At 47.9% G+C, this 13,775-nt stretch carries 9 protein-coding genes; 7 read left to right on the top strand and 2 right to left on the bottom strand.

The genetic code is table 11. The annotated features are described in order from the left end of the window. Window positions 1-496: 496 nt before the first annotated feature. From betB to LC073_RS09555, 4 genes are all read left to right on the top strand, one after another. The gene (gene betB / locus LC073_RS09570) at window positions 497-1,960 is read left to right on the top strand and encodes a betaine-aldehyde dehydrogenase (RefSeq protein WP_226646464.1); all 1,464 of its coding nucleotides are present in this window, start codon (window positions 497-499) and stop codon (window positions 1,958-1,960) included. 12 nt (window positions 1,961-1,972) lie between these two features. Next, window positions 1,973-3,646 carry a choline dehydrogenase gene (gene betA / locus LC073_RS09565; RefSeq protein WP_226646462.1) on the top strand — a complete coding sequence of 558 codons (1,674 nt, stop codon included), beginning with the start codon at window positions 1,973-1,975 and terminating at the stop codon, window positions 3,644-3,646. A gap of 121 nt (window positions 3,647-3,767) precedes the next feature. Next, window positions 3,768-4,985: a BCCT family transporter gene (locus LC073_RS09560; protein WP_226646459.1), complete on the top strand. Its 1,218-nt coding sequence runs from the start codon at window positions 3,768-3,770 to the stop codon at window positions 4,983-4,985. A gap of 69 nt (window positions 4,986-5,054) precedes the next feature. After that, the gene (locus tag LC073_RS09555; protein WP_226646457.1) at window positions 5,055-5,762 is read left to right on the top strand and encodes a TorF family putative porin; all 708 of its coding nucleotides are present in this window, start codon (window positions 5,055-5,057) and stop codon (window positions 5,760-5,762) included. A 133-nt stretch (window positions 5,763-5,895) separates the two neighbouring features. Here LC073_RS09555 and LC073_RS09550 read toward each other — a convergent pair whose 3' ends face one another. Next, window positions 5,896-7,491, bottom strand: a complete 1,596-nt coding sequence (locus tag LC073_RS09550; protein WP_226646455.1) for a BCCT family transporter — start codon at window positions 7,489-7,491, stop codon at window positions 5,896-5,898. Between the two features lie 334 nt (window positions 7,492-7,825). On the opposite strand from LC073_RS09550, the gene LC073_RS09545 reads away from it, so the two are divergent. From LC073_RS09545 to rnr, 3 genes are all read left to right on the top strand, one after another. Then, the gene (locus LC073_RS09545; protein ID WP_226646454.1) at window positions 7,826-8,716 is read left to right on the top strand and encodes a M15 family metallopeptidase; all 891 of its coding nucleotides are present in this window, start codon (window positions 7,826-7,828) and stop codon (window positions 8,714-8,716) included. A 232-nt stretch (window positions 8,717-8,948) separates the two neighbouring features. Further along, window positions 8,949-9,158, top strand: coding sequence for a cold-shock protein (locus LC073_RS09540; protein WP_226646452.1), 210 nt, complete (start codon window positions 8,949-8,951; stop codon window positions 9,156-9,158). Between the two features lie 249 nt (window positions 9,159-9,407). After that, complete coding sequence (gene rnr / locus LC073_RS09535; protein ID WP_226646450.1) at window positions 9,408-11,714, top strand: ribonuclease R; 2,307 nt, start codon at window positions 9,408-9,410, stop codon at window positions 11,712-11,714. A gap of 58 nt (window positions 11,715-11,772) precedes the next feature. Here rnr and LC073_RS09530 read toward each other — a convergent pair whose 3' ends face one another. Beyond that, a complete protein-coding gene (locus LC073_RS09530) occupies window positions 11,773-13,467 on the bottom strand; it encodes a BCCT family transporter (protein WP_226646448.1) in 1,695 nt (564 codons plus the stop codon). Window positions 13,468-13,775 lie beyond the last annotated feature (308 nt).

The following is a 13,775-nucleotide window of genomic DNA, read 5'->3' as shown; positions in this document are numbered from 1 at the left end:
TTTCCCCATGGCCCCAGGGATCATTTCTGGGGCCCGCTTTTTATAAGCCCCTTTTGCCCCCTTTTTTTACTGTGGGTCACCCTTCCTCTGAGTCAAGACCTTATCAAGTGGCTAACAGCTATTTTGATAGAGTTCGAATGAGATATTTGATCTTTATTGACCAGTTTTGAGTGTATGACTTTCTTGCAACATCGCTATTTCCGAGAAAATCAACCTCATTATTTATCTCTCACAATAATGCATTGAATACGAACAATTAGAGCTCGAAACAATAATATGTTACATTCTGTGTCATATACCCTACTACTTATGTACTAGGTATGGACTTTAGCCCCGAACCTGTCGCTTGGTTTCGACAGGGGCAGTCCCAGTTGCAGTGATGAATTGCAGGGATGACCAGTAGTTCAAAGAGTGGTTAGCAAAGCTACTTCCCCTGCGCTATCGCCTGAAAAACAACCTATTGACCCTCTGTTAAGGCAGTATGGAGAAACAACAGATGTCATTGGAAAAAGAACAAAATTTTGTTGATGGCCGCTCCCTGGCGAATGAAAGCGGTGAGTGTTTTGACGTATTCAACCCGGCAACCAATGAAGTTAGCTACCGAGTAGAAGTTGCCGATGATAAGGTGCTAAATGAAGCCATCGAGAGCGCCAAGCGCGGTTTCTCTCAGTGGTCAGCGATGGCGCCAATTGAGCGCAGTCGTATTCTTTTGAAAGCTGTAGCAATACTGCGCGAGCGCAACGATGAACTGGCAGCTATCGAAGTGGCTGATACCGGCAAGCCCTGGCAAGAAGCAAGTGTTGTCGATGTGGTGACCGGGGCAGACTCCATCGAATTTTTCGCTGGCGTGGCTGCAGGTATCGAAGGAAATCAACAACAGGTTGGCGAAGATTTCTACTACACCCGCCGCGAGCCCCTGGGTATCTGCGCCGGCATCGGTGCCTGGAACTATCCCTTACAGATCGCCTGCTGGAAAGCCGCCCCGGCTCTGGCCTGCGGTAATGCCATGATTTTCAAGCCCTCCGAAGAAACCCCCAAAGGCGCTTTGAAGCTGGCAGAAATCTTTATTGAAGCGGGTATGCCCCCTGGTGTTTTCAACGTAATCCAAGGCGATGGTTCCGTGGGTGCCTGGCTGACCAACCACCCGGATATTGCCAAAGTCTCCTTTACCGGTGAGGTAGGTACCGGTAAAAAAGTAATGGCCTCCGCAGCCTCCAACCTAAAAGAAGTAACCATGGAGCTGGGTGGCAAGTCCCCGCTGGTTATCTTTGAAGATGCCGACCTGGAGCAGGCAATTTCTGCGGCAATGCTGGGTAACTTCTACACCCAAGGGGAGATCTGTACCAACGGCACCCGGGTATTTGTACACCGCAGCATTCACGATCAGTTTCTCGCTCGCCTGAAAGAGCGTATCGAAAAAAATATTGTTGCCGGCGACCCCATGAACCCGGACACCAACTTTGGGGCACTGATCTCTGCCAAGCACCAGCAGCTGGTGATGGATTACATCAATAAAGGCAAAGAAGAAGGTGCGACCCTGCTCTGCGGTGGCCACACCCTCTCCCCAGGGAATTCGCCTAACGGTTACTTTGTAGCGCCCACCGTATTCACCGACTGTAATGACGACATGACCATCTGCCGCGAAGAGATCTTCGGCCCGGTAATGTCGGTATTGGTATTTGACGATGAAGATGAGGTCATTCGTCGCGCAAACGACACCCGCCTGGGCCTCGCCGCCGGTGTTTTTACTCGTGATATCACCCGCGCCCACCGTGTAATTCACCAGATGCAAGCAGGCATTTGCTGGATCAACGCTTATGGTGCTTCCCCGGCAGAAATGCCCGTGGGCGGATATAAATTATCTGGAATTGGCCGCGAAAATGGACTTGCGACCCTCAATCACTACACCCAGCTGAAAGCGGTGTATGTGGGTCTGGCACCACTGGAAAGTCCATTTTAAGCGGTATTCTGCATGAGTGAGTTTGATTACATTATTGTTGGCGCCGGCTCTGCCGGCTGCGTTCTGGCCAACCGACTGTCTGCCCAGGAGGATAAGAAAGTCCTTCTGATCGAAACCGGCGGTAGCGATCGCAGCATCTTTATCCAAATGCCCACCGCGCTGTCTATCCCCATGAATACCAAAAAATACGCTTGGCAGTTTATGACTGAACCCGAGCCGTATTTGGATAACCGCAGCATGCACTGTCCTAGAGGCAAGGTGCTCGGCGGCTCTTCCTCTATTAACGGTATGGTTTACGTGCGCGGACACGCAAAGGACTTTGATGAGTGGGCCGAGCACGGTGCAGAAGGCTGGGATTACGCCCACTGCCTACCCTACTTCAAACGTTCTGAAACCTGGGCTTTTGGAGGCGATGAATACCGGGGCGATGAAGGTCCACTTGGAGTCAATAATGGCAACGAGATGGCGAACCCTCTGTACAGCGCCTTTATCGAAGCCGGTAAAGAAGCCGGTTACGATTACACTGCTGACTACAATGGCGAGCAGCAAGAAGGCTTCGGCCCCATGCATATGACGGTAAAAGATGGAAAGCGCTGGTCTACTGCCAACGCTTACTTGAAACCGGCCATGCAGCGCCCCAACCTAACGGTATTGACCCATGCCACCGTGCATAAGGTAATTCTGGAAGATAAACGGGCTGTTGGAGTGAAGCTTGAGCGGAAAGGCAAAATTGAGGAGTTCAAAGCGCGGCAGGAAGTGATCCTGAGCGCAGGCCCCATCGGCTCCCCTCACCTCCTTCAACTCTCCGGTATCGGAGATCCCAATACACTGGCAGATGCCGGTATTGAACTTAAACACGAACTTCCCGGCGTTGGCCAAAACCTGCAGGATCACCTGGAGTTCTATTTCCAGTTCCGCTGCAAGCAGCCGATCTCCCTGAACGGTAAGCTGGATCTCTGGAATAAATTCCTTATTGGTTCGCGCTGGATACTGAAGAAAGATGGCCTGGGTGCTACCAACCACTTCGAGTCCTGCGGTTTTATTCGCTCCAAGGAAAATGTCGAGTGGCCGGACCTGCAATACCACTTCCTTCCAGCAGCAATGCGCTACGACGGCCGCGAGGCTTTTGATGGTCACGGCTTCCAGGTACATATCGGCCACAACAAGCCCAAGAGTCGTGGCAGGGTCAAGATCGTTAGCAGTGACCCCAAGCAGCCTCCCTCAATCCTGTTTAACTATTTACAGGAAACAGAAGATATCGAGGGCTTCCGCGCCTGCGTGCGATTGACCCGTGAGATTATCAATCAGCCGGCTTTCGATGAATTCCGTGGGGATGAAATTCAACCCGGTGCTGATGTCCAGACGGATGAACAAATTGACGCTTTCGTGCGGAAGTCCGTCGAAAGCGCCTATCACCCATCCTGCTCCTGCAAGATGGGCACCGATTCAATGGCAGTGGTAGACCCGCAAACCCGTGTACACGGTTTGCAGGGTTTGAGAGTTGTGGACTCTTCCATCTTCCCGACCATTCCAAACGGCAACCTGAATGCGCCCACCATTATGGTGGCGGAGCGGGCTGCTGACCTGATTTTAGGGCGCACCGTATTGGCGCCCTCCGAGGCATCGGTAGCCCTGGCGGCTACCAGCACACAGCGACCTGGCCGCCCTATGCGGCCAGCGAGCTAATCACCGCCGGCGTCCTGTCAAGATTTGACTATCCCCTTCATCGTGGCGGGGATACTCAAATCTCGCACAGTTTAGCCTTCTGGAGGCGTCGGTATACCAATAACATAGCTGGAGACACAGCATGACGTTATGGCTTTCTGCGGGGATATTGTTTACTTTTACAGCAATAATCTTTGCTTTAATTCGCTGGGGAAACGTGAAGCTGGTTGGGGTTACGCCTGTCCATACTTTCACTTTCATCGCCATTCTTTTCACCTCAGGCCTGGATGTTGGCCTGATCATGTTCCCACTAACCGAATTTGCCGGTTACGCGGACCTAGCCAACAGCCCGGAATACGGCTTCACCAATCCACTCGCTATTGAGTTTGGGTTTTGGGCTTTTTTGATCTGGGGCTTTTACTTCCTCACCTGCTTCTACTTTTGTGTCATTGAACCCAAAGTGAAGTTCTTTGAGATTGGCCTGGTCAAGCTGATTAACAATGTGGTGATTATCGGCACCTGCGCATTTACCGCTTATCTGCTGCTTAGCAACCTGCCCTGGTATTTACCCCAAGTTGGCGATGGTGAAACCATTGTGGGAAGTTTCTACCTAATTGTATTTGCGGTGATTGCCGCTGCGGTTTACTCCTCTACCAGCTTGCGCTATGTGCGGCTTCTTAGCCTGGCCAGTACCTGGTTGTTTATCGGTCTGATCGCCTTGATGTGGGTCGGCGCTTTTACCGGCGAAAATGGTAGCGTTGGCGACTTTACCTCCACCTTCGCTCTGCTCGGTGGCTACTTTGGCAATATTCACCAGTTCGTGTTGCCACTGAATGACTACCACGAGTTCTACCTGTTCTGGTGGTTTGCCTGGAGTATCATGATTGGCCAGTTCACCTCCCGCTTTGTGGGCGGCCTGCGCACTTATCAGGTGCTTGCTGCGATGCTGATCTTCCCGTCGATCCCCATCGCTCTGTGGTTCACCGTTCTCTACTACTACTCCAGCCAAGGCCTGGATACCAGCGGCTTTTATAACCTGGCCATGGTGGTAGTGGGCATCACCTTTGTGATCAACTCGCTGGACTCCCTAATTCGCCTGTATACCGACAACCTGGGTATGACGGTAGCCCGCCTCGGCAAGATGAAATACATCATTTTGAACCTGGTGGCCTTAAGTCTTCTTACTCTGCTGTTCAAGCTGGACTTCCTGCAAATCCAGTGGATCGGTGCTCTGGTGATCGGCATCTTCTTCTGCTGCCTCGGCTACATCCTGGTTAAACGTTACCGGGCGGTTGCTGCAATCGACTCCTCACCGAAAGAAAACCTGATCGATTTCAGAAAAATCGAGATGGTGAACTAAGAATTCGGAAGTGAGACACCCTGCCCGGAATACGGGCAGGGATAACGAATAATTTAAGGGGACAATACTATGAAACTGCAATTATCTGCCCTGGCCTGCGCCTCAATGCTGGCCCTTTCACAACAGACTTTTGCTGACCTTTCTTCAACTGTAAATCTGACGACAGACTACACCTTTAATGGTGTAAGCCAGACCCAGAACGATCCTGCCCTGCAGGCTAGCTTGGATTATGGTTTCGACAACGGCTGGTATGTTGGCACCTGGGCTTCCAATGTGGACTTTGCTGGCGAAGACGACACCAACCTGGAATGGGATTTTTACACTGGTAAGTTTATGCAGCTTACCGACAAAGTAAGCCTGGATACTGGTATTGCTTACTACACCTATCATGGTGATGATGACGTATCTAGAGACTATGACTACCCAGAAGCCTATGCCAAACTGGGCTACAGCTCCGATCTCGGTGAATCAGAAGTCAATGGCTGGTACAGCTGGGATTACTTTGGTCAAGGCGGTAGCCACTACATTATGATGCTGGCTCATACTTTTGAGGTAGCGGAAGGTCACAATGTACGCTTCAGTGTTGATCGCTCAACCTCTACCAATAAAGCTGATTACAGCTGGGATGATAAGAAGTCATACAACCACTACCGTGTAGAGTATATGACCTCTTTGAATGGTTTTGACTTCAATATTGCTGCGGAAAATACCAATCTTGACTGGGATAACGCAGACGAGCGCGTCGTTCTTTCGGTTGCCCGCACTTTTAACCTGTAAAGCTTAAATAATATGCCGAGGCCTAATATGGGCCTCGGTACTCCTTACCCTATTCTTAATTATCCACTTCTCCCAGGTTATCTCCCTTCCCTCTCCCGGCCAGTTTCTGCGAAAATTTCACCGCTATTTACTCTCATTCTGGTTTTTCCTTTCTCACATCCCATGGGTCTTCAGTTGATAGCCCTTCCAGAACGATTTCTTTTTCCATTAGTGTCGAATATGACTGTAAATCATGTCGAGCGATTTTAACGATTGAGAGACATAGTAAAAGCGCGACCAACAATAAGGGGACAGCTGTAATGATGCTCGCTGCCAGCAACGCCTCGAACCCTCCGAGTATCATCAAGGCAACTGGCAACACTGCCAGGGCAAACGCCCAAAAAATGCGATTCCAACGCAGCGGCTCAATATCGACTTCTTTCTGTACAACCGCAGCAAGGATGTAGGATATGTAATCAAATGTGATGACTGTAAATAGCAGTGCCGCCAATGTGTATACCAGCACAACCAATTGACTTGCAGGCAGAGTCTTCAGTATTGCGAAGATAGTCGCATTCGCACCCTGACTATTAAGAATTTCCACTAAGTCCAGTTTTCCAGAAAAATGCAGATAAACACCATAATTACCGAGCACCATATAGAATAAAAAGCATCCAAGGGTTCCGAAAAATATGGAGCCAATGATCATTTCTCTGATTGTCCGACCTCGGGAAATCCGAGCAATAAAAAGCCCGATGCTTGGCGCAAACACTAACCACCAAGCCCAGTAAAATACAGTCCACTGCTGAGGGAAGCGATAATCTGGAGATTGCTCGAAGTGTGAGAATGAATCAGTCCAGGTCGCCATTTGTAAGAAACTGTGAAGCATTCTTCCCAGAATCTCCATTCCATTATCGAGTATAAACAGAGTCGGTCCAGCAAGAAGAACAAAAATTAACAAGGACAGCGCGAGCCATAATGTGAAGTTTGAAAACGCACTGATCCCGCGCTTTAAACCGACAAAGGCACTGTAACCAAACAACAACGCGCAGAGTAAAAGAACCGAAATTTGCGTCTCAAGCCCTATAGGGAGACCCAACAACTCATGGAAACCTTGGGTAATCAGCGGTGCGGCAATACCAAACCTGGTGGCAACACCACCTAGCATGCCTAAAACCAGAGAGATATCAATAAGCTTACCAATGGCTCCATCCGCCCTCCTCTGTCCAAGTACAGGCGCAAGTGCTTGGCTGAATTTCAGTACTTTGCGCTTTCTCACATAATAGTAATAGGCGATTGGAAGTGCGGGTATTAGATAAATGGACCAAGCCAAGGGGCCCCAATGAAATATACCGTAGGTAACTCCCCACCGGGCGGCTTCCGTTGTGTTCGCTTCAATCTGAAATGGTGGCTCTTGATAATAGTAAATCCATTCTACTAATGACCAATACAAGATTGAGGCTCCGATACCGGAGCATAGGAGCATGGCCACCCAAGATACGGTTGTAAATTCCGGTACCTCCTTTTTGCCCCCCAGTTTTATACGGCCTATATCACTAAAGGCGATATAACCCATGAAAAAAATCGACCCTATACCTAGTAAGAGATAGAAAATACCAAAACGGTTCGCAAGAAAATCTTTTGCCGCCACTATCCACCGATAGCCAATATCAGGAAACAGGATCAATGGGACTGTCGTTATTAGCAACAGCAAAAAAGCCCCCCAAAAGGTGGGCTTATCAATAAGCATTCTTGAACTCTTGCGCAAGAAATATCTCCACCCCATAGGGCCTATAAAACGAACAACAAGCGTAGTTGCCTAGTATCTACTTTTGAGAAGAGGGAACGTATAAACTTCTTAATCCAACCAAAAGAAATATAATACGCCAAAATATTAAAAAGATACCCCAAATAATTCGTTAGGTGCCAATCAACAGTATTGAACATCACAAATCCTCTCCTTCCGAGGCGCCCCTAATTGTCCACCACAACTTAGTATATCTAAACTAATGGATGCGCATCTTCCACCCAAATGAATACCGTTAATTAGGAAGAGTCCTCCATTGATTTGAGGTTAGGAAAGCATGTTCTATTTCTATATCATTGTGTTAACTGCTTTTGGCCTTGTTGCCTGTACCAAGAACTCTTTAAACCATGTCACGGAAGAGGATTTTCACCCTGAATCTGAAGTAGGTATATATGATATCTCAGAAGATGAGTGTGCCTTGATGATTTATCGAAAAATCATCATTAAGGACTCACCTATCGGCTGTGAAAGGTTAAAAAAAGTGGTCTTCGAGTTTTACCCATTAGCAGAAGAGCGGTCTAGTGAAACGGAAGCTAAAAACAAAGGAGCTTTAATCGTTCTTGATGTTGTAGCTGATAATGTCCTAGCGCTATTCAATGAGTTATACCAGAGACAATTTCCAATAAAATCTGCAATCCCGATTGAGTACTTCAGTAAGAAAGAGCGAAAAACAGAGGATATGAACAACTCTCTCGCATTTGACTCACGGCCAATCACAGATGGAAGTAAATGGTCCGAGCACGCCTATGGCGTTGCGATTGATATTAATCCCCTACAGAACCCCTATCTTTATATTGACCAGTCCTCGAAAGCAATTGTGGTACCAGAAGATGCCAAGGAGGGCTACTTAAACCGAGCGAAGTATCGAGTAGGCAAACCCCTCCGTGTCGGGATGTCTGAGGATGTAGCCACCGTGTTTGCCAAACACGGGTTTGCCATTTGGGGAGGGGATTGGAATATTCCTATCGATTATATGCACTTCCAGATCGGCTCTCGCCAGTTTATTGAGCACCTCGTTGCTTTGCCTTTAGAGGAGGCAAACGCGTTATTTCGCCGGTATGTGAAACAGCTTAATCAATGTTTCCAGAAGAAAGGGCCTACTGATAACGTTGCACTTCTGAGGAAATCCTGTGTAGAGCAGGTTTCGAAAGCATTTGAGACAATATGACCAGGATCGAGGTTGAGTCACCGGCAAACCACATTTGAACAAATAAAGCTTGACTCAATAGCAAAAACACGTATAATTCGGGAACAGCTAAAAAGTAAGTCACCTTTGTTTACACTCTCCATTTCGTCGCATCTCTGTAATACTTCGTCCTGTAGATTTTTAACTCTAAGTCTATCTTTTTGCTATTCTTGCCTCCTGAAGGCTTACACCTATTTATTTGCAGGATATTATTATGTCTAAAACAAGCACCGGCACAGTTAAGTGGTTCAGTGAAGAAAAAGGCTTCGGCTTTATCGAGCAAAAGTCTGGTCCAGATGTTTTTGCGCACTATAGCTCAATTTCTAGCCCCGGATTTAAAACCCTCGCCGAAGGGCAGGCAGTCGAGTTTGAAGTGACTCAAGGCAAAAAGGGTCCTCAGGCAGAGAACATTATTTGCGTCTAAGCAATTAGGCCTCTTAGAAGTTGCATAGCACCACTAAGTGATTCGTAGGTTGAGATAATAAATAATTGTATCTCAACCTCGATAACAAGTATTCGAGCAATTCGTATACCCTCCAATTTTTAGTCCTCGATATCCATTGAGTGATGCCCGCCATTCTACCTTGCTGAGCGAAATCTGATCTGCATTAACACATCATTTAAGCCTTTACCAAGAGCAAAGAACGTTATTGGCGGTTTTCTGAGAAAAACTATGAAAACAGCCATATTAACGGCACCCACCCCTCCAGACTCTTCAGAATACAGAAATTCCACGCCCGAACGCACATTAATTATCAGATTGCTGGAAAAAAGCCATAATGAGCTTCACCGGGAAGAGCTAGCCAGAGCTTTGCATCTAACCTGTAAAGAACAGAAGAAAGCCTTAAATCGACGCTTGCATCTAATGGAGCGCGATGGGCAGCTCACTTTCAACAAGCAAAAAGGTTATGGCCTGGTCAGAGCAGATGACGTAGTCAGCGGCATTGTAATCGGCCACCCTGACGGCTTTGGTTTTTTATCTTGTGATAATGTCGAAGATGATTTGTATTTGTCCAAAACCGAAATGTTCACTGTATTTGATGGTGATCGAGTTCAAGCTCGCATAAGTGGCATTGACCATCGTGGCCGACAACAAGGTACCATTATCAAAGTACTTGAGCGCAATACTACTCACGTTATTGGGCGCTTACAGGTTGAAAATCAGGAGTATTACATTAAACCCGAAAATAGCCGCATAGCTCATGATATTGATGTAGATGGTGATCGGTTGATGGGAGCGAAAGCCGGCCAATATGTGTTTGTAGAGATCATTCATCCCCCCTGTCGTAGTTACAGTGCCTTCGGGCGGGTGACAGAGTTACTTGGCGATGCCACGGCCCCAGGCATGGAAATCGAGGTGGCGATTCGTAGCCACGATATTCCGAATCACTGGCCCCAGCAGGCCGCCAAGGCTGCGCAATCTATGGGGGGTAAGGTCACAGAAGCGGATAAACTCAATCGCACAGATCTGAGGTCACTGCCCTTCGTTACCATTGATGGTGAAGATGCGCGTGATTTTGATGATGCTGTCTATTGCGAAAAATCCAAAAACGGTGGCTGGCGATTATTTGTAGCCATCGCGGATGTGTCCCATTATGTTCATCCTGGCAGCGCACTGGATCAGGAAGCAAAAAAGCGTGGAACTTCCGTATACTTTCCCGGCCACGTCATCCCTATGCTGCCAGAAACCCTTTCCAATGGATTGTGCTCACTGAATCCACATGTTGACCGGCTGGTTATGGTCTGCGAGATGACACTTAACGCCTCGGGAAAAATGACGTCTTATAAGTTCTCGGAAGGAGTGATCCACTCGCATGCAAGGCTCACTTACAATCAGGTAAATGCATTATTAACCTCTTCTCGCTCCAAACCTTGCCAAACGTTACCTGACCAGCATGCTGCAATAACACCGCATATTTGCGAACTTTATAATCTTTACTCAGTACTGAGAAAAGCCCGAGACAAACGCGGCTCAATCGATTTCGATAAGCAAGAAGTACAATTTCAGTTCACGGAAGATCGCAAGCTTGACCGAATAATACCAGCCACACGCAATGATGCTCACAGGATGATCGAAGAGCTTATGTTGTGCGCAAATGTGGCTACGGCAAGATTTCTAGATAAACTCAAAATGCCGGCACTATATAGGGTGCATGTCGGGCCGAGGGATAAAAAGCTAGCTAGTCTGCGCGCCTTTCTTGGGAATAAAGGACTCAAACTAGCAGGAGGCAACAAACCTTCGCCCGCCCATTATAATCGCCTGCTCAAAAGTATTGACCAGCGTGTCGATGCCGACATTATCCAAACAATGATGCTACGTTCTCTTAGTCAAGCAGAATACAGCATCGAGAATCAAGGTCATTTTGGCCTGGCCTACCCCGCTTACGCGCACTTTACTTCACCAATTCGACGCTATCCTGACTTGCTGGTACATCGGGCGATTCGCTCGGTGATCCACCAAGCAAAAAGTAAAAGCCCGTTACGCCGGGCCCTGAATATTGTAAGCCGTGTTGGCAGAACCATGGATCAGCGTAACACGAAAACAGAAGCCCTTGATTCAACCAAAAGCTACCCTTATGACAATAGCATCATGCAAGATTTCGCTGTGCATTGTTCGATGGCCTCCCGGCGCGCCGACAAGGCAAGCTGGGAGGTAGAAGCCTGGCTGAAGTGTGAATATATGCAAGATTTTGTCGGCGACACCTTTCACGGAGTCATCAGCAGCGTCACCCACTTCGGCCTATTTGTAGAGCTTGAAGATACCCAAGTTGAGGGGCTGGTTCATATCTCTGCCTTGAAGAATGATTTTTATCATTTTGATGCCGTCAGGCAGAAGCTGTGCGGTGAACGCAGCAATAACAGCTACGGCCTTGGCGACTCTATTCATATTCGCGTGGCAAGAGTCAATATGGAGCGGCGTAAGATTGAATTTGAGCTGGCAACCCAGCCAGCGACTCAGAAGAAGTTCAAGGTGAGTTGATCGCTACAGAGCACCTTTTATTGTAGGTGCTCTGTATCGTCCAGCTTAACCTATCTCGTTATAAGCGAGATGGGTGGCTTCCCGGATCACCCTCTATGTGGGGTTTATCATTGTGGGACACCCCATGAGGAGGTTGAGCTGGTAGCTCCCAATCACCCTCTTTACTCCAGGGATCATCCTTTGGAAAATCCTCTATGTAGATTTCTTTCTCTTCGTAATTGGGCTGGAAACGCAAATCATAATGTGCGGCTTTCACAATAGAAATACACAACATCAGAGCCACAATCAGCAGCGGGACACCACCGATTACACTGGCGGTTTGCAAAGTATCCAATCCACCGAGGAACATTAGCGCTATTGGCATGATAGACAAGGCAAATGCCCAGAATACCCGATTCCAGCGAACTGGTTCCTCATCCACTTCTTTCTGAACTACCGCGGCAAGAATATAGGAAATAGAGTCAAAGGTGGTGGCCGTAAAGATTAATGCAAGAACCGTATAAACCAATATCACCAGTTTGCTTGCTGGCAGAGTCTGCAAAACAGCAAAAATTGCCGCAGTAGCCCCCTGCTGATTGAGTACCTGTACTACATCCAACTCACCCGAAAACTGTAAGTAAACTCCGTAGTTTCCTAGCACCATAAAAAAAAGGAAGCAACCCAGAGTGCCGAAGAATATTGAGCCCACTACCATTGCCTTAATAGTCCTTCCTCGGGATATCCTCGCAATAAATAGACCGACGCTCGGGGCGAAAACCAACCACCAAGCCCAATAGAAGATGGTCCAATCTTGTGGGAAATGGGTCTCTGGGAACTGATCAAATTGCGCGAAGGGCTCCGTCCAGGAGGCCATGTGAAAGATGTTATCCAACACCCTGCCCAGTGCGTCCAGGCCAGTATTCAGCATAAAGAGCGTAGGCCCAACGAGAAACACAAATAAAAGGAGCACTGCCGACAACCACATATTGACATTGGAGAGTGCGCGTATGCCATTCTTAAGCCCAACGAAAGCACTGTAGCCAAAGATAAGTGTGCAAATCATCAGCACGATTACCTGGGTGCCTAAATCCTTGGACACTCCGAGCAACTCATGCGCCCCTTCGGTGATCAAAGGTGCAGCAATGCCAAGGGTGGTAGCCCCTCCTCCCAACATGCCAAATATGAAGAGAACATCAACCAGCTTGCCAATACCGCCCTTCGCACGCTCCTCGCCCAGAACCGGCATCAGCGCTTCACTGATTTTCAGTACACTGTGGTTTCTGACATAGTAGAAGTAGGCAATCGGTAAGGCGGGGATCAGGTAAATTGACCAGGCCAGTGGCCCCCAGTGAAAAATGCCATAGGCGACCGCCCAGCGCGCAGCATCGGGGGTACCGCCCTCAATCTGGAAAGGTGGAGTTTGATAGTAGTAAATCCACTCAACCATCGACCAGTAGAGGATAGAGGCTCCAATGCCAGAGCAAAACAACATGGATGCCCAGGACATCGTAGAAAACTCTGGGTCTTCTTCCGAAGTGCCAAGTTTTATCTGGCCAATATCGCTAAATACGATATAGACCATAAAGAGTATCGCCCCTACCCCTAGCAGCAGATAAAAGGCTCCCAGCTTATCTGTAACGAAGTCCTTTGCCACCCTTACCCATGCGGCACCCACATCGGGGAAAACAACCAGCGGCACTGTAACCAGCAAAAGCAGTACCAATGACCCGAAGAAAGTCGGCTTGTCGATAACTTCTCTGAAACTCTTAGTCAATGTACTCCTCCAAAGCAACTTGCAAGACCGACAAAATAAAAGTGGACGCGGTGTCACCATAGGACATAAAGACAAGTGAGATAGCGGGGAAACTTTTATAGAGGCGGAATACGACAGTTAATGCATTTCTTATATTTGGTGCCGAATCTTAACAGGACGGTATTTTATTTCAATGTGGTTAGACCGATAAAGCACACGTGCAAGCTATCGTGCTTGTCAAGTAATATAGAGCATTTATAAATTAAACGGTCAATACACCATAAAGTTGTTTGGCATGAGCTAGAAAGGTAGATTGGGGAAATAAAGCA

This window comes from Microbulbifer variabilis (assembly GCF_020524905.1).
GTDB classification, from domain to species: domain Bacteria; phylum Pseudomonadota; class Gammaproteobacteria; order Pseudomonadales; family Cellvibrionaceae; genus Microbulbifer; species Microbulbifer variabilis_A.
Note: the sequence above shows the minus strand (reverse complement) of the source record. Positions and strands in the feature narration are given on the sequence as shown.